Annotated in this window: 16 protein-coding genes; 10 read left to right on the forward strand and 6 right to left on the reverse strand. The window is 36.3% G+C overall.

The window, feature by feature from the left end; genetic code table 11:
* Window positions 1-79: 79 nt before the first annotated feature.
* The gene (locus ACMA47_RS09910; protein ID WP_413929661.1) at window positions 80-793 is read left to right on the forward strand and encodes a biotin--[acetyl-CoA-carboxylase] ligase; all 714 of its coding nucleotides are present in this window, start codon (window positions 80-82) and stop codon (window positions 791-793) included.
* On the opposite strand, the gene ACMA47_RS09915 is transcribed toward ACMA47_RS09910, so the two are convergent.
* The 4 genes from ACMA47_RS09915 to ACMA47_RS09930 all read right to left on the reverse strand — a co-directional run bounded on the left by ACMA47_RS09915 (window position 787) and on the right by ACMA47_RS09930 (window position 4,195).
* Complete coding sequence (locus ACMA47_RS09915; protein WP_034691587.1) at window positions 787-1,899, reverse strand: LptF/LptG family permease; 1,113 nt, start codon at window positions 1,897-1,899, stop codon at window positions 787-789. The two genes, ACMA47_RS09910 and ACMA47_RS09915, sit on opposite strands and share 7 nt — an antisense overlap.
* Window positions 1,900-1,905: 6 nt before the next feature.
* Window positions 1,906-3,036, reverse strand: a complete 1,131-nt coding sequence (gene tgt / locus ACMA47_RS09920) for a tRNA guanosine(34) transglycosylase Tgt (protein ID WP_306596454.1) — start codon at window positions 3,034-3,036, stop codon at window positions 1,906-1,908.
* Between the two features lie 68 nt (window positions 3,037-3,104).
* Window positions 3,105-3,473, reverse strand: coding sequence for a DUF4296 domain-containing protein (locus ACMA47_RS09925; RefSeq protein WP_413929662.1), 369 nt, complete (start codon window positions 3,471-3,473; stop codon window positions 3,105-3,107).
* Window positions 3,474-3,478: 5 nt separating this feature from the next.
* Window positions 3,479-4,195 (reverse strand): polyprenol monophosphomannose synthase, encoded by a 717-nt coding sequence (locus ACMA47_RS09930; RefSeq protein ID WP_079240090.1) that lies wholly within the window; start codon window positions 4,193-4,195, stop codon window positions 3,479-3,481.
* A 242-nt stretch (window positions 4,196-4,437) separates the two neighbouring features.
* Here ACMA47_RS09930 and ACMA47_RS09935 point away from each other — a divergent pair, with 242 nt between their 5' ends.
* From ACMA47_RS09935 to ACMA47_RS09950, 4 genes are all read left to right on the forward strand, one after another.
* The gene (locus tag ACMA47_RS09935; RefSeq protein ID WP_051934165.1) at window positions 4,438-5,106 is read left to right on the forward strand and encodes a DUF4271 domain-containing protein; all 669 of its coding nucleotides are present in this window, start codon (window positions 4,438-4,440) and stop codon (window positions 5,104-5,106) included.
* A gap of 12 nt (window positions 5,107-5,118) precedes the next feature.
* Window positions 5,119-5,859: a uroporphyrinogen-III synthase gene (locus tag ACMA47_RS09940; protein WP_034691594.1), complete on the forward strand. Its 741-nt coding sequence runs from the start codon at window positions 5,119-5,121 to the stop codon at window positions 5,857-5,859.
* A gap of 170 nt (window positions 5,860-6,029) precedes the next feature.
* A complete protein-coding gene (locus ACMA47_RS09945; RefSeq protein WP_413929663.1) occupies window positions 6,030-8,078 on the forward strand; it encodes a S9 family peptidase in 2,049 nt (682 codons plus the stop codon).
* Window positions 8,075-8,416 (forward strand): hypothetical protein, encoded by a 342-nt coding sequence (locus ACMA47_RS09950; RefSeq protein WP_079240088.1) that lies wholly within the window; start codon window positions 8,075-8,077, stop codon window positions 8,414-8,416. Before ACMA47_RS09945 ends, ACMA47_RS09950 begins: the two co-directional genes overlap by 4 nt.
* A gap of 115 nt (window positions 8,417-8,531) precedes the next feature.
* On the opposite strand, the gene ACMA47_RS09955 is transcribed toward ACMA47_RS09950, so the two are convergent.
* The gene (locus ACMA47_RS09955) at window positions 8,532-9,023 is read right to left on the reverse strand and encodes an SRPBCC family protein (protein ID WP_413929664.1); all 492 of its coding nucleotides are present in this window, start codon (window positions 9,021-9,023) and stop codon (window positions 8,532-8,534) included.
* Window positions 9,024-9,224: 201 nt separating this feature from the next.
* Here ACMA47_RS09955 and ACMA47_RS09960 point away from each other — a divergent pair, with 201 nt between their 5' ends.
* The 5 genes from ACMA47_RS09960 (at window position 9,225) to ACMA47_RS09980 (ending at window position 15,452) form a co-directional block, all read left to right on the forward strand.
* Window positions 9,225-10,769, forward strand: coding sequence for a sensor histidine kinase (locus ACMA47_RS09960; protein WP_413929665.1), 1,545 nt, complete (start codon window positions 9,225-9,227; stop codon window positions 10,767-10,769).
* Window positions 10,770-10,885: 116 nt separating this feature from the next.
* Window positions 10,886-11,572 (forward strand): response regulator transcription factor, encoded by a 687-nt coding sequence (locus ACMA47_RS09965; RefSeq protein ID WP_002982671.1) that lies wholly within the window; start codon window positions 10,886-10,888, stop codon window positions 11,570-11,572.
* A 78-nt stretch (window positions 11,573-11,650) separates the two neighbouring features.
* Window positions 11,651-12,295, forward strand: a complete 645-nt coding sequence (locus ACMA47_RS09970; protein ID WP_413929666.1) for a hypothetical protein — start codon at window positions 11,651-11,653, stop codon at window positions 12,293-12,295.
* A 19-nt stretch (window positions 12,296-12,314) separates the two neighbouring features.
* On the forward strand, window positions 12,315-12,677 hold the full coding sequence (locus ACMA47_RS09975; protein ID WP_413929667.1) for a hypothetical protein: 363 nt from the start codon (window positions 12,315-12,317) through the stop codon (window positions 12,675-12,677).
* 69 nt (window positions 12,678-12,746) lie between these two features.
* Window positions 12,747-15,452: a TonB-dependent receptor domain-containing protein gene (locus ACMA47_RS09980; protein WP_413929668.1), complete on the forward strand. Its 2,706-nt coding sequence runs from the start codon at window positions 12,747-12,749 to the stop codon at window positions 15,450-15,452.
* Window positions 15,453-15,714: 262 nt separating this feature from the next.
* Here the strand turns inward: ACMA47_RS09980 and ACMA47_RS09985 are convergent, their stop codons facing one another.
* Window positions 15,715-16,212: a phosphoheptose isomerase gene (locus ACMA47_RS09985; protein WP_034691610.1), complete on the reverse strand. Its 498-nt coding sequence runs from the start codon at window positions 16,210-16,212 to the stop codon at window positions 15,715-15,717.
* Window positions 16,213-16,235: the final 23 nt, after the last annotated feature.

Raw genomic sequence — 16,235 nt, forward strand, 5'->3', positions numbered from 1 at the left:
TACTATAATCTGCAAATTTATTGTTTTTTCTTTACTTTAACCTTACTTTTACCCTCTTAATCTCTTAAAGTTTTCTTAAATGAGCCAACTCTTCTACCTGAAAGAATGTTCTTCTACTAATGACGAAATATCAAAGTTTTTACTTTACGGAGATTCAAATTTTATAGGGCTTCATACTTTTAATCAAACTAAAGGCCGTGGTCAGTATGGAAATATCTGGACTCAGACTGCCGGAAAAAACTTGGCTTATACGCTGGCAGTGAATACTCAGAACATCCTGTGCTCTGACTTTATGTTCAATTATTATACCGCAATGGTGATCCGGGATTTCCTTGCCAAATTGTCTGACTCTGAGGTAAAAATCAAATGGCCGAATGATATTATCCTTAAAGGTAAAAAAATCGTTGGAATTTTAATAGAAAAGAAAAAAATTAATCAAAATAATTATTTCATCATCGGAGCCGGAATCAATATTCTGCAGGAAAATTTTGATGAAATATCCAATGCAGGGTCACTTCTGACACAGACAGGAATCCAATTTGACCTGGAAGAGCTTGCATTCAACCTTCATGAATATTTGTCTGAAAGGCTTAAAAACATACCTTCAGATCAGGAAATTCTGGATGGATTTAATAAAAACCTTTTCAGAAAAGATCAGATCTCAGTTTTTGAAATTGAAAAAGAGCGACAAAATGGCATCATCCGACATGCAGACGAAAAGGGTGAACTCTGGATCGAACTGGAAGACGGAATGCATTCGTTTTATCACAAAGAAGTAAAACTACTTTACTGATTGGCTCTCTTGATATAAAGATAAAGGGTAAGTGGTAAAAACACCATATTAGGCAACCACATAGCTACAGCCGGAGATAAACTTTTATTTTCCGAAACCACTTTTAAAGCTTCGAATGAAAACACAAAAATAAAGGCCAATGAAATCCCTATTGCAAGATTAACTCCTAATCCTCCCCTTTTCTTTTGTGATGACAGAGAGAGTGCCAGGAATGTCAGAATAATAATTGAAACAGGCATTGACGTTCTTTGGTGAAGCTCATTAAGGTAAGAATTCAGGTTGCTGTTTCCTCTTTCCTTTTCTCTTTCAATAAATTTTAAAAGCTCCGGAGTGGTTTTATTTTGTCCTAAAAGCTCGTTAGGGAAAAGCTCTTCCGGTGAATGGCCGTAGTTTTTCCTTAATTCTATCCCGTTTCCGAGTTTTTCAGTATTGTCTTTATTGATGGTTTTTTCCAGATAATTATTTAAGACAAACTGTTTTTTGGCTTTATCCCAATATACTTCACTTGCCTTCAGCTCATAGGTCATCTTTCTGTCTTTATCATATTTCTGATAGACAAAACTCGACCCTCTTTTTTCTCTTTTATTCCATGAGTCAACGAAGATATATTCCGTTTTACTCAGCTGTGAAGAAGCAGGAGCTGTTCCTAAAATCTTTTCTTTATTGGCTGCATTATAAGTATAGGCCTCCAGTTCATTTTTCTTGATATTGGCCCACGGCAACACCATATGATAGACTACAAGAGCAATCAATCCGATAAAAATAGAGGTTACCAGATAGGGTTTGGAAAACCTGTGAAAACTGGCTCCACTACTGATAATAGCAACAATTTCAGTATTATTTGCCATTCTTGAGGTAAAATAGATCACCGAAATAAATACCAGAATGGAAAGAAAGGTCACCACAAGATTGATGATCCAGAAAGGGTAAAAATGGATCAGGAAATAGGTCAGATCCAGTTTTGGGTCAATGGCCTTCGCATTTTCTATCCTTGGAATCTTCTGCTGAACATCGATTACCAATACGACTATAGACAATAATACCAACATGAAACTGAAAGTCCCAAGGTATTTTTTAATGATATATCTGTCTACAATTTTAAGCATATTCTCTTACAGTCTTTGTCTAAGAACCGGTACTACAGAGTTTTTCCATTCGTAGAAATCTCCTGCCATAATATGTTCTCTGGCTACTTTTACCAAATCAAGGTAGAATGCCAGATTATGAATCGAAGCAATCTGCTTTGCCAGATATTCTTTAGATACAAACAGGTGGCGAAGATACGCTTTTGAATATTCACGATCTACAAAACTGGTCCCAAATTCATCCAAAGGCGAAAAATCGCGCTTCCATTTTTCATTTTTAAGGTTCATCACCCCTTGCCAGGTGAAAAGCATTGCATTTCTTGCGTTTCTTGTTGGCATTACGCAATCCATCATGTCAATTCCCAGTCCGATAGATTCCAGGATATTCCAAGGAGTTCCTACTCCCATCAGGTATCTAGGTTTTTCTTTTGGAAGGATATCTGTCACTTCATCAGTGATTCTGTACATTTCTTCTTCAGGCTCTCCAACGGAAAGTCCTCCGATAGCATTTCCTTCTGCTCCTGCTTCAGAAATCACTTCTGCAGAAATTTTTCTTAGATCAGAATAAGTAGATCCCTGAACAATAGGGAAAAGCCTTTGTTTATGTCCGTATAATTCAGGATTATCATTCGTCCATTCAATACATCTTTTCAGCCAACGGTGAGTAAGCTCCATAGATGATTTTGCCTGGTTGTAGTCACAAGGATAAGGAGTACATTCATCAAAAGCCATGAAAATGTCTGCTCCGATCTGTCTTTGAATTTCCATTGATCTTTCCGGAGAGAACATGTGATAGCTTCCATCGATGTGAGATTTGAATCTCGCTCCTTCTTCTGTCATCTTTCTGTTGCTGGCCAGTGAAAATACCTGAAAACCTCCTGAATCGGTAAGAATAGGAAGATCCCAGTTCATGAATTTGTGTAAACCACCTGCATCCTGCATCGTTTCCATGCCCGGACGAAGGTATAAGTGATAAGTATTTCCCAGAATAATCTGAGCTTTAATGTCTTCTTTTAATTCTCTCTGATGAACTGTTTTCACACTTGCTACAGTTCCCACAGGCATAAAAATAGGAGTTTGAATCTTCCCGTGATCTGTGGTAATTTCCCCTGCTCTTGCTTTTCCTTCAGAGGTTTTTTCTATATTAAAAAATTTCATCTCTATACTTTTTTAAATGCACTGTTTTTTGCCAGTGATTTTTGTAAAACAGAAACTATTATGGTAATTTACCTCACTAAGGGGATTACAGTACCATTCTGTTTCAGCCTTTCCTTTACATATTTATCTGCTTTGGGATCTTTTTTCAGCAATATTTCCTGAGCATCATTGGTGATCCCATCCATTTCTTCTTTAATCACATAGTATTTGAAACTATTTACAAAATCATCAGGCTTTACCTTATGTGATTTCAAAACAGCTCTTGTTCCTGCTTCCATATTTTTGTCAGGATATACAAAAATAGCCTGATCGTTGATTGCAAGATCGGCAATGATTTCCGCCATCATATCTTTATCAATCAGATTTTTAGGCTTATCAATATAATCGCCGCACGAAAGCAAGCCCAACAAAACGAAAATAAAGAGTAACTTTTTCATCAGTTTCATAATCTGTTGATGATTGATTTCCATTTTAAGTTCAGCACTCCAAAAACAGCTTCATGGATAATTCCGCCATTCATTTTGCTTTCTCCTAAAATTCTGTTGGTAAATATAATAGGAACTTCTACAATTCTGAAATCTTTTTTAAAAGCTCTGAATTTCATTTCAATCTGAAATCCATATCCTTTCAGTTTAACGTTATCCAATCCTATTTCTTCCAATACTTTTCTTGAAAAGCATACAAATCCTGCTGTCGTATCATGAATTGGAAGTCCTAATACAAACCTTACATATTTGGATGCAAAATAAGAAAGCAGTACTCTACCCATAGGCCAGTTCACTACATTCACTCCTTTTGAGTAACGGGAACCGATCGCCATATCTGCATTTTTACATGCTTCAAAAAGTTTCGGCAGATCGTTAGGATTGTGTGAAAAATCAGCATCCATTTCAAAAATATAATCGTATTTATTTTCGATGGCCCATTTAAACCCATGGATATATGCCTTTCCCAATCCGTCTTTTACATGTCTTATGGACAGGTGTAGATAATGCGGATGTTTCTTCTGCAGCTCTTTTACAATTTCTGCAGTTCCATCCGGAGAAGAATCATCTACTACTAAGATATGAAAGTCGTCCTCCAATGCAAAAACCGCGGAAATAATATTTTCAATATTTTCCTTTTCGTTATATGTTGGGATGATGACGAGTTTTTTCATTTCAGTTTGCAAAGATAGTTTATTTAACCTTTTTATTTTATACAAAATAATCTATAATTTTGCAAAAATATTTCTCGGGGATTAAGCGGATGAAACAGAAACTTTTATTCAACAGATCTGAACAATACGTAAAATCGATGAGAGCAAATATTTTAACTGCAGATTCATGGAGTTGGTGACAGGAAAATCTGTGCCGGGCTGTGTTATCTGAAGTTAAATAATAAATAAAAAAAACTTAAATTTTGCCATCATCACAACACTTCATCAATCACGTAAGAATACCTGAGAACAATGATTGGGTAATCTTTATCCTTGTGGGCTGTATCTTTTTATATGTTTTTATGATGAACGTCATAGAAAGGGATGCCAGCCTCAAAGATTTTCTGCTTCAGAAATATTTTGATGCAAGCAACAACCTTCCCAGCTGGATCATCACGTCCTGTGTAACGACACTTACCCTGTCTGTATTAATTTCACAGTACGTACCTATCGTACCGAAATATATTGCAGATCTTCAGCTTCTGGGATATCAGCTTAATAAATTTGGATATACATTGCTGGCAGTGCTGCTTTTTTATTTAACAAAATCAACCTTAGGATTTCTATTTTACCAAAGTATAGGGGATGGAAAAAAATGGACTATTTTTTATTTTACCTCCACAAAATTTTATTTCATTCTTTCATTTTTGCTAATAATTCTTTGTGTAGCCCATTATTACTTCCCGATAGACAGAAATAAAATGTTTTTATATTATTTCTGCTTCTTCGCTTTTGTATTCATTTTCAAAGTCTTTTTCTATTTATTTCACAAGAACAAGATTCTTCCCGAGAAATGGTATTATAAATTTTTGTATATTTGCACCCTCCAAATCGCACCATTATTATTGCTTTGGAAGTTGTTATTTTTTTAATAAAAGTCAATGATGAGAATAAAGTCTATATTGGTTTCTCAACCAGCGCCTAGTGAGTCTTCTCCATATTTGGATATAGCGAAGAAGGAAAAAATAAAGATTGATTTCCGTCCATTTATCCACGTCGAAGGGGTTGACAATAAAGAGCTCAGAACACAGAAAATAGATCTGACGCAGTATACCGGTATTATTTTTACCAGTAAAAATGCGATTGACCATTACTTCAGACTCGCGGAGGAATTGCGTTTTGCTGTTCCGGATACAATGAGATATATCTGCCAGTCGGAAGCAATTGCCAACTACCTTCAAAAGCATATTGTGTACAGAAAAAGAAAAATCAGCTTTGGGGAGAAAAACTTCTCAGATCTGCTTCCTCTTTTCAAAAAATTCCCAACTGAAAAATATCTGTTGCCATCTTCAGATGTTTTGAGTCCGGATATTGTAAAAACCATGGATGCATCTAATGTAGACTGGACAAGAGCAATTATGTACCGTACCGTATGCAGCGACCTTACAGATATCAATGTCAAAGATTATGACATGCTGATTTTCTTCAGTCCGCAGGGAATCAAATCGCTACAACAAAATTTCCCTGACTTCAAGCAGGATGAAACAAAGATCGGAGTTTTTGGAAACACGACTTTGGCAGCTGCAGAAGAAGCAGGATTAAAAGTAGATTTAATGGCACCTACGAAGGAAACTCCTTCTATGACAATGGCCCTTGAAAAGTATATTAAAGCACTTCACAAATAGTCTTTAATTATAAAAATACAATGAACCATCTTTTCAATAAAGGAAAGATGGTTTTTTTTTACCTAAATTTGAACAAAAATTAATATTGAAAGGATTTCTGCTTAAATTACTTACTTTCAGAAGAAAAAGTATAAGAACATTCTATTCAATAAAAAAATAAAATACCCCGGATGAAAGCTCCACAGGCAAAAAAAATTGAAAAAATACTAGAAACCCACGGCGATATAAGAACCGATAATTACTTTTGGTTGAATGAAAGGGAAAACCCTGAAGTGATCAAATATATTGAGGAAGAAAATGCCTACGAAGAATTCATCATGAAAGATACGGAAGCCCTTCAGGAAGAGCTTTTCGAAGAGATGAAAGCCCGCTATAAAAAGGATGATGAGTCTCTTCCTTATTTCTTTAATGAGTACTGGTATATTGTACGTTATGAAGAAGGTAAGGAATATCCTATTTTCTGCAGAAAGCACAAAAGCCTCGACAATGAGGAGGAAATTGTACTTGACGTTAATATTCTCGCAGAAGGCAAAGAGTTTTTCGAAGTAGGAAGTGTTGCCGTAAGCCCCAGCAACGAACTGGCATCTTTTTCTTCTGATGATGTAGGAAGAAGAATTTATACGCTTAATTTTAAAAACTTAAAGACAGGTGAGATTTTGCCAGACACTATTCCTAATACGACAGGAAAAGCTGTTTGGGCAAATGATAACCAACATATATTTTACATCAGAAAAGACAAAAGCCTTCGTGCATTTCAGGTGTACAGACACAAGCTGGGAACAGATTCTGCAGAGGATGTACTGATCTTCCACGAAGAAGATGATACTTTTGATGTTAATGTATTTAAGACAAAATCGTTACAATATATTTTCATTGCAAGCTCAAGCACTATTTCTGATGAACATCGTTTTATCCCTTCTGACAATGTATTTGCAGAATGGACAGTGATCCAGCCAAGAATAGATGACCTTGAATATTCCGTAGAGCATTATGAGGATGAATTCTATATCATTACCAATGCGGACGATGCCATCAATTTCAAGATTGTAAAGGCAAAGATTGATAACTGTGGTATAGAAAACTGGGTGGATGTTATTCCGCACCGTGCAGAAGTTTTACTGGAAGGTTTTGAAATTTTCAAAGATTATCTGGTCCTTGAAGAAAGAGAAAGAGGATTACTTCAGATCAAAATCATTGATGAGAAAACGCAGGAATCTTATTACTTACCTTTCTTCGATCCTACTTATACAGCTTATATCGGGATCAATCTGGAATTTGATACAGAAATTTTACGTTACGGTTACACCTCTCTTACACAACCAAGCTCCACTTATGAGTATAATATGAAGGACAAAACGACAAAGCTGTTGAAACAACAGGAAGTTTTGGGTGGAAAGTTCGCTCCTGAAAATTACGTTTCAGAAAGAATCTGGGCAGACTCCAGAGATGGAAAGACAAAAGTTCCTATTTCTTTAGTGTATCATAAAGACACCAAAAAGTCTGCTGACACTCCGCTTCTTCTGTATGGATATGGAAGTTACGGACACACTGTGGATGCCAGCTTCTCGAATGTAAGATTATCTTTACTGGACAGAGGTTTTATTTATGCTATTGCTCACATTCGTGGCGGAGAATATTTGGGAAGAGAATGGTATGAAGACGGAAAAATGCTATTCAAGAAAAATACATTCTTCGATTTTATTGATGCAGGAAAATACTTAATTAAGGAAAATTATACTTCGTCAAAACATATGTATGCGATGGGAGGAAGTGCCGGAGGTCTATTGGTAGGTGCTGTGGTGAATTATGAGCCTCAGTTATTCAACGGAATTGTGGCACAAGTACCGTTTGTAGATGTTGTTTCTACGATGCTTGATGATACAATCCCTTTGACAACCGGAGAATATGACGAATGGGGAAATCCAAATGACGAGGAATATTACCATTATATGAAAGACTACTCTCCTTATGATAATGTAGAGGCTAAAGATTACCCTCACATGCTGATCACTACAGGATTCCATGATTCTCAGGTACAGTATTGGGAGCCTGCAAAATGGACAGCAAAACTGAGAGAATTAAAAACAGATGATAATATTTTAGTCTTCAAAACGGACATGAGCTCAGGTCATGGAGGAGCAAGCGGAAGATTTGAATCTCTGAAGGAAGATGCACTGGAATTTGCATTTTTATTAAAATTAGAAAATCAAAAAGAATGATTAACGAATCCGAATATTGGAAAAAAATAGAACAGTTCTTCGAAGATAATTTTCAGACTGAGAAGAATCCGCCCATTGAAACCCTTTTATTTTTGATAGGGTTACAGGAACTGGGAAGCGGCCAGCAAAAATATACGAAAGAAGACAAGGTAAACCTGATTCATATTGCAGTCTGCAGATTGCTTGAACCTTTTGGATATTATAAATTTACCCATTATGAAGACGGATGGCCACAGTTTGAAAGTCTGGAGGAACTTCCGGAATTAAAGCCTAACGAGCAGACTTTGCTTATGAAAAAGGCGATTATACAGTATTTTCAGGAAGAAGAGCTTTTATAAAGGCTGGAATCTTGAAAAATAAAGCAGAAAGTAATCCCTGTCAGTAAATAAAAAGAGGGTTTTCCAATGGAAAATCCTCTTTTTTATAAATAAGTATTTTTTTATCTCTTCAAATTCATCCAATCAATTCTTCCAGTTGATTCAGTCCCATTTTAAATCCTTCTTCAAATCCCATATCCATAAGCTTTTTCATAATTTCAGGAGAATGGTAATGGATATTGATGGTTACTTTAGTACCTTCTTCCACTCCTGTAAAACCAATCAGCCATTTTGATCTTGGAAAATCTTCGTTGATATTCCCTTTTTCATCAGAAAAGGCACTCATCCAGTCCAGGCTTCTGTGTTCTGTAATTTCTCCGTATTGAGTTTGAGAATACATAGGTCCTTTTTCTCCGTTTGGTCCTACCATGGTATACATCCAGATCCCTCCTTCTTTGAAATCCTGACTTACCGTTTCACATTTCCACGGTTTAGGTCCCCACCATTGATCCAATAATTCGGCTTCTGTAAAATACTTCCACACTGTTGAAACATCAGCTTTATAAATCTTCATGACATAAGTGCTGGACGCATCAAAATCTTTGTTGAAAATGATATTAGATTCCATAAATATTTATTTTTAATAAAGTTAGCACTTTATTTATTGAAAGGGAGTTTTCATATGACAACTAAAAGATAATTCATAAATAATTGTTAAAAAACACTCTTTTAAGAAAAAAAAAACAATTTTTTGGCTCGTTTTTTGTTTAGGTACTCTTAAAACAATTAATTTTAACATTCATTTTTCCAAAACCTATATAATTAAATAATGAATAACAAATTCATCCCAATAATTTCAGTGTTTATGACGATCTCACTGATTGTCTTTGTAACGCTCCAATTTTATTGGTTGAAAGGCTATTACGGCGTACTGGAACAGGATTTTTCAAATAAAGTATATTCGGTTTTGGAAAGTACTTCAAAAAGTATTGAAGAGATTGAGGCAGACAAATACCTGAATCAGGATTATAAAGATTTCAGAAAAAATATTCTGGCCAACAGCAAACAGCCGTCTTTAACTACAATTCAGCAGGTAGCAGACTCCGGTACTCAGAGACAGATTATTTACTCTAAAAATATTATTGAAAAAACACAGCTTCCGATTTCTCAAAAAGGAGATTCTATCAAGCTGACCACTTTGTATACAGATGAAGCAGCCTATAAAATAAAAAGAGATACCACCAATCGTGAGCTTCTTACCACAGACATCAATCAGGAGATCGAAACAGGAGATTATTCCATGAAAGAGTTTGTAAAAGTATATGGAAATAATCTTCCTATCACCAAAAGAGTAGATCCAAAAACGCTTGACTCTGTTATTGCAAAAGAACTTAAAATAAGAGGTATAACCGCCAAGTTCGGATATGGAGTTCTGGACCGCAATAGTAAACTTACAAGTATTGCCAATAAAGCTTACAAAGAAAAGAAAGACAGCAATACCTACAGTTTTCCTCTTTTTGCAGATAAGAAAAATATATTATACACCCTTGTATTGGTATTTCCTAAAAAAGAATATTCTCTGGCAATGAACAACTGGCCGATGCTTTTAGGAACATTCCTGTCTCTCCTTACGATTCTTGGAATTTATATTATTTCTATCAATTATATGATGAGGCAGAAAAAACTTGCTGAAGTGAAAACAGACTTCATCAACAACATGTCTCACGAGTTTAAAACACCATTGGCAACCATTTCTGTAGCCACGGATTCTTTGGCCAATGATAAAATTGCAACCAATCCGGATAAGGTAAAATACTATTCCGAACTGATCAAGCAGGAGAACTTAAGAATGAAAAAGCAGGTGGAAAATGTACTTAACATGTCCAAGCTTGAACGAAATGAAGTGGAATTATTCTTAAAAGAAACCAATGTAAGAGAATTGATCAAAAGAACAACAGAATCTTTTAATCTGATTGTACAGCAAAGAAATGGAACGCTTACGCAGAAGTTCAATGCCACTCATTATAATTTTAAAATAGACGAATTCCACATCTCCAATATGCTGGTGAACTTACTGGATAATGCCAACAAATATTCTCCGGAAGCACCGGAAATACATGTGGAAACAAGAAATGAGGGACAATGGTATGTGATTGAAATTTCCGATAAGGGAATGGGAATGGATACCCAGAATAAAACCAAAATTTTCGAAAAATTCTTTAGAGAAGAAACCGGAAATATCCACAATGTAAAAGGACAGGGATTAGGTCTTTCTTACGTGAAGAAAATTGTAGAACTGCACAAAGGACAGATTATCGTAGACTCTCATAAAGGAAAAGGAAGTACGTTCACGATAAAGCTACCAATGGGATAAAATGCAAATGATAAATGATCATTTATCAATTATAAAAAGGTTAAACCAAATATCAAAATATAGAAGATAGAGTGAGGAAGTTCATTCTTAATTGTTAATTTTTAATTATTAAAATTATGAGCAACAGAATATTATTAGTAGAGGACGATCAGAGTTTCGGGGCGGTGCTTAAAGATTATTTGACCATCAATAATTTTGAAGTAACTCTTGCCACTGACGGGGAGCAGGGACTAAAAGAATTTACAGAAAATGAATTCGATATCTGCATATTTGACGTAATGATGCCTAAAAAAGACGGATTTTCATTAGCGGAAGACGTAAAAAAGATTGATAAAAATACACCTATCATTTTCCTTACTGCAAGAAACATGAGAGAAGATATCTTGAAAGGATATCAGCTGGGCGCAGATGATTATATCACAAAGCCATTTGATACTGAGCTACTTTTATACAAAATAAAAGCAATTCTTCAGAGAAGTTCTACTTTGGAAAATGAAGAACAGGAGCAGTTTAAAATCAGCAATATTTTCTTCGACTCTATGCTGAGACAGCTGAAAGTAGGTGATAAAGAATATAAACTTTCTCCTAAAGAAAATGAATTATTAAAACTTCTTTGCATCCACAGAAATGATTTCATGCCGAGAGACCTTGCTTTAAGAAAGATCTGGAAAAAAGAAAATTATTTTACTGCAAGAAGTATGGACGTTTATATTGCTAAGCTTCGTAAGTTATTAAAAGATGACGAAGGATTAGAAATTATCAACGTTCACGGAGAAGGATTTAGACTTTTGGTAAAAAATTAATCCAAAAATCAAATTATAAATATAAAATTAGCAAAACAATTGAAAATGTTTTGCTAATTTTGTTTCATACCCATGGATATGAAGAATACATTTATAGGTTTGATCGCCGTATCACTCTTAGCTGCATCTTGTAAAAAGGATGAAAGAGCTACTTACTTAAAAGAAGAAGCCAACGCTGGCCAGCCCAACGTAGCTCTAAATACCACCTCAAAAACCGCTCTGATGGAACAGGCAGGCATCCAGTCCAACGCTGCTCCTGCTCCTATGGCTACCGCTCCGGGAATGAATCCTCCACACGGGCAACCTGGACACCGATGCGATATTCCGGTAGGACAACCTCTGAATGGTGCTCCGGCAGCAGCTACTCCAGCTACGCAAAATGTAAACGTAAACGGAGGCAATACCATCCAGATTGATCCAAATGCTGTATCACCAGGAAAAATCGCCCTTGATAACAACGGGAAGCAGGTAAAAACCGCTCCGGGAATGAACCCTCCGCACGGGCAACCCGGACATCGTTGTGATATTCCCGTAGGACAGCCCTTAAACAGTAAACCAGCTCCTACACCACAGCCGACACAAAATGTAGTTCAGCCTTCTCCAAGTCCGACTCCGGCACCTGCTGCACAGAATCTGGCGATGGGAGAAAAACCAAAACTGAATCCGGCACACGGAGAACCTTGGCATAGCTGCTCTCTAAAAGTTGGTGATCCTTTGCCATAAATTTTGTATTTTTGCAGAGATGAAGCTGTTTCACATACTTGCCATAGTGTTTTGCCTGGGAGTCTTTCTGATTCCCAAGGATAATTTCTATGCGCAAGGGGCACAGGAAACATGCTGTAAAGCAGAGTCTTCCAAAAAAATGGACTGCTGTAAAAATCATTCTTCAAAAAAAGACAGCAACCATGATAAAACAAAATCATGTAAAGATGACTGCTGCTCATCATGTGTTGCCTGCTATACTTTTATTGAAACCCCTTTTTCAAAAAATCTACGTTTGGAACTGTCTTATTACAAAGCCAATAAGAATCCTCAGTTTCACTATTCAGATCCTTATCTTTCAGATCGTTTAAAGGAAATCTGGCAACCGCCCAAGATAGGTTAATTAAAACATCAAGGGTTCATTATGTCTTATAGTGAACTGTTTTTTAATTAATTTAAACTTTTAAACAAAATGAAATTATATATTTCCAGGTTGATACTTGGTACATTATTCCTATTTACACAATTTATATCTGCTCAAACACTTTCAAAAAATCAGTTCAAGGTCAAAGGGAACTGCGAAATGTGCAAAACAAGAATTGAAAGTGCCGCTAAAAAAGCTGGCGCGAAAACAGCAGTTTATTCTATTGATCTTCAAACCTTAACCTTTGAAACAGACAAAGCATCCGCTGATGATATTCTGAAGAAGGTAGCAGAAGCAGGGCATGACAATGAGAAATTTAAGGCCTCTGACACAACCTATGAAGGTCTTCCGGGATGTTGTCATTATGATAGAGATCTGCAGCCTTCACAGGCAGAAACCAACCATGAGCATCATGTAAGCACTGGTATTTCCACCAAAAAAGAGAATGAATTCTATGTAAGAGGAAACTGTGCTTCTTGTAAAGCCAGAATTGAAAAAGCGTCCAAAGATGCCGGAGCTGATACTGCGGAATGGAATGCAGAGAAACAAACGGTTACTTTAAATTTTGATCCTTCAAAAACCTCATCGGATAAGATTTTAAAAGCAATTGCTGATGCCGGTCATGATAATGAAAAATACAAAGCTTCAGATGCTGTTTACAATGGTCTTCCGGGATGTTGCTTATATGACAGAGACTTTACTTTTGGTGAGCCCAATCCAAAAGTACATTATGAAGAAGCAACAAAGCATGAAGATCATAAAGACAATGAGACTTCACCAGCTAAAGAGGATCACTCTCAGCATGAAAAAAATATTGACGGAGTTGTTGTAACGGGTTCAAAGGCAGCAACAGCTTTAAGTAAAAAAGAAGCAGGACTTGTTTTTAATATTGATAAAAAAGAGCTGTTAAAGGCTGCTTGTTGTAATCTATCTGAAAGTTTCGAAACCAATGCAACGGTAGATGTTTCTTTCAGCAATGCTGTTACCGGAACAAAACAGCTGAAAATGCTGGGGCTGGATCAGAAATACACCAGCTTAACGAAGGAACAACTCCCTGAGATTAGAGGATTGGCTTCTGCCTATGGATTAAATTTTATTCCAGGAAGATGGATTGAAAGTATTCAGCTTACCAAAGGAGGAAGTACGGTAACCAACGGCTACGAAAGCATCACAGGACAGATCAACACTGAACTTTTAAAGAATGCAAAAACGCCTGAAACATCATTGAACCTTTTTTCCGACTTTAATGGAAGAGCGGAAATCAATATCACCAATGTTTCTCCTATCAACGATAAATGGTCACAAACTTTCCTTCTTCACGGAAACGGAACGTTTGGAAATACAGATATGAACCATGACGGTTTTCTGGACAGACCGAAAGGAACTCAGATCAACGCAGCGTACTTACTGAATTATAACGACCTTGAAAAGTCGGGATTCGGGTCTCATTTCGGAATTAATTTTATCAGAGACGAAAGAACTGCAGGACAGATTGGTTTTGATAAAAAACTGGGTCAGGATAAGCAACCTTTTTATGGAGTAGGAATCGACATTTCAAGATTTCAGGTTTGGAATAAAACAGGGTATGTTTTTAAAGGAAAACCTTACCAGAGTATCGGATGGATGAACCAATATGTGTATCACCAGCAAGACAGCTTTTTCGGATTGAGAAATTATGCGGGACAACAGCATACTTATTATTCCAATTTAATTTTTGAAAGCATCATCGGAAATACCAACCACAAGTATAAGGCTGGAGCAAGTTTCTTGTATGACGGTTATAAAGAAACGTATTTGCTGGATGATATGAGAAGAAATGAAATTGTACCCGGAATTTTTGCTGAATATACTTTAACAGGTTTAAAATATACTTTAGTAGCAGGTTCAAGAGTAGATTTTCACAATCTGGCAGGAACTCAGTTTACGCCGAGACTTAATTTCAAGTATGATTTCACCCCTCAGACAATTTTAAGACTTTCTGCGGGAAGAGGATTCAGAACAGCAAATGTATTTGCGGAAAGCCAGCAGTATTTTGCTTCCAACAGAGCGATTACTATTTTACCTAACGGAGGAAATATTTATGGATTAAGACCTGAAATTGCATGGAATTATGGAGCAAGTTTACAACAGGAATTCAAATTATTCGGAAGAAAATCAAGCATTGTTGCTGACTTCTTCAGAACAGATTTCCAGGATCAGGTATTGGTAGATTTGGATAAGTCTCCTCAACAGCTGACGTTCTATAATCTGGATGGAAAATCTTTTGCGAATTCATTCCAGACTCAATGGGATTTTATGCCTGTAAAAAATCTTGAAGTAAGACTGGCTTATAAATATTATGACGTGCAGGCTGATTATATCGGGGGAAGAAGAGAAGTTCCTTTTATGGCAAAGCACAGAGGTTTTGTGAACCTTGCCTATTCAACCAATAAGAATGATAATGGCGGGTTCTGGAGCTTTGATACGACTTTAAACTGGGTTGGAAAACAAAGACTTCCTGATACTTCAACAAATCCGGCAGAGTTTCAGTTACCGACGTATTCAGAATCCTATGCGGTTCTTAATGCTCAAATCTCAAGAAATTTCAATAAAAAGATCAGAGCTTATGTAGGAGGAGAAAACCTTACTTCTTACTATCAGAAAAATGCGATTGTTGATTTTAAAAATCCTTTCGGAAGTTATTTTGATGGAGGAATGGTATATGCTCCAATTATGAAGGCTAATTTCTATGTAGGACTGGATGTGACGTTTTAAAGGCTGGAAGCTGGAAGAATGATGCTGGAAGTACCTATAAACAAGTAAAGTTTTTATCTTATTGAGGATAACAGCTGAATACATAAAAACCTTATAGGTTTCAGAAACCTATAAGGTTTATTTTTTGCCATTAGCTAATAAATTCAGCATGAATAACAAAGGACAATAAAAAGTTTTGAAAACTACCAGTAACTCCCTTCTTCCATCCTCAAGCTTCCTAACTGAATAAAAAAATCCGCTTCAATGAAGCGGATTTTTTTATTTATCTTCCAAAGTCATCCTGTACTCTTACGATATCATCTTCATCTGAAGGATTGGATGCATCGGTATGCTGCCAGATTTCAGCTACAATTCCCCAGCCTGCAAGACCAATTAATCTGTGTCTTTCTCCCTGTTGAAGTTTCACCTGATCTTTCGGGCCGTATTCTCCCAACTCTCCTTCTTCATCGGTATTGCTTCTTTTGATTCCTACCGTTCCTTCCACTACCTGCCAGATTTCAGCTCTTCTGTGGTGATACTGCCAGCTTAATCTTGCTTCCGGAGCTACGATAAGAATTTTCGGGCTCAGTTTTCCTCCTATTCTCAGGTTGTCTACATCAATCCCATCGAAATATTGGTTAGCAAAATCCTGTGCCTGTGTTTCATCAATCACAAAGAATCCTCCCCATGGTCTTGTATCGTCTTTTGCTGCGATGTTAAAACCTTGTCCTTGCAACATGCTCTCTACTCTATCGAATATTTCTTTTTTTTCTGTACTCATACAGCTATATTTTTAATTTAAAA

The sequence above is a fragment of the Chryseobacterium sp. T20 genome (assembly GCF_047345655.1).
Taxonomy (GTDB): Bacteria; Bacteroidota; Bacteroidia; order Flavobacteriales; family Weeksellaceae; genus Chryseobacterium.

What these genes read in the sequence shown, in the direction of transcription:
- ACMA47_RS09910 (WP_413929661.1), top strand. Translation starts at nt 80, where the DNA reads ATGAGCCAACTCTTCTACCTGAAAGAATGTTCTTCTACTAATGACGAA.
- ACMA47_RS09915 (WP_034691587.1), bottom strand. Translation starts at nt 1,899, where the DNA reads ATGCTTAAAATTGTAGACAGATATATCATTAAAAAATACCTTGGGACT.
- tgt (WP_306596454.1), bottom strand. Translation starts at nt 3,036, where the DNA reads ATGAAATTTTTTAATATAGAAAAAACCTCTGAAGGAAAAGCAAGAGCA.
- ACMA47_RS09925 (WP_413929662.1), bottom strand. Translation starts at nt 3,473, where the DNA reads ATGAAAAAGTTACTCTTTATTTTCGTTTTGTTGGGCTTGCTTTCGTGC.
- ACMA47_RS09930 (WP_079240090.1), bottom strand. Translation starts at nt 4,195, where the DNA reads ATGAAAAAACTCGTCATCATCCCAACATATAACGAAAAGGAAAATATT.
- ACMA47_RS09940 (WP_034691594.1), top strand. Translation starts at nt 5,119, where the DNA reads ATGAGAATAAAGTCTATATTGGTTTCTCAACCAGCGCCTAGTGAGTCT.
- ACMA47_RS09945 (WP_413929663.1), top strand. Translation starts at nt 6,030, where the DNA reads ATGAAAGCTCCACAGGCAAAAAAAATTGAAAAAATACTAGAAACCCAC.
- ACMA47_RS09950 (WP_079240088.1), top strand. Translation starts at nt 8,075, where the DNA reads ATGATTAACGAATCCGAATATTGGAAAAAAATAGAACAGTTCTTCGAA.
- ACMA47_RS09955 (WP_413929664.1), bottom strand. Translation starts at nt 9,023, where the DNA reads ATGGAATCTAATATCATTTTCAACAAAGATTTTGATGCGTCCAGCACT.
- ACMA47_RS09960 (WP_413929665.1), top strand. Translation starts at nt 9,225, where the DNA reads ATGAATAACAAATTCATCCCAATAATTTCAGTGTTTATGACGATCTCA.
- ACMA47_RS09965 (WP_002982671.1), top strand. Translation starts at nt 10,886, where the DNA reads ATGAGCAACAGAATATTATTAGTAGAGGACGATCAGAGTTTCGGGGCG.
- ACMA47_RS09970 (WP_413929666.1), top strand. Translation starts at nt 11,651, where the DNA reads ATGAAGAATACATTTATAGGTTTGATCGCCGTATCACTCTTAGCTGCA.
- ACMA47_RS09975 (WP_413929667.1), top strand. Translation starts at nt 12,315, where the DNA reads ATGAAGCTGTTTCACATACTTGCCATAGTGTTTTGCCTGGGAGTCTTT.
- ACMA47_RS09980 (WP_413929668.1), top strand. Translation starts at nt 12,747, where the DNA reads ATGAAATTATATATTTCCAGGTTGATACTTGGTACATTATTCCTATTT.
- ACMA47_RS09985 (WP_034691610.1), bottom strand. Translation starts at nt 16,212, where the DNA reads ATGAGTACAGAAAAAAAAGAAATATTCGATAGAGTAGAGAGCATGTTG.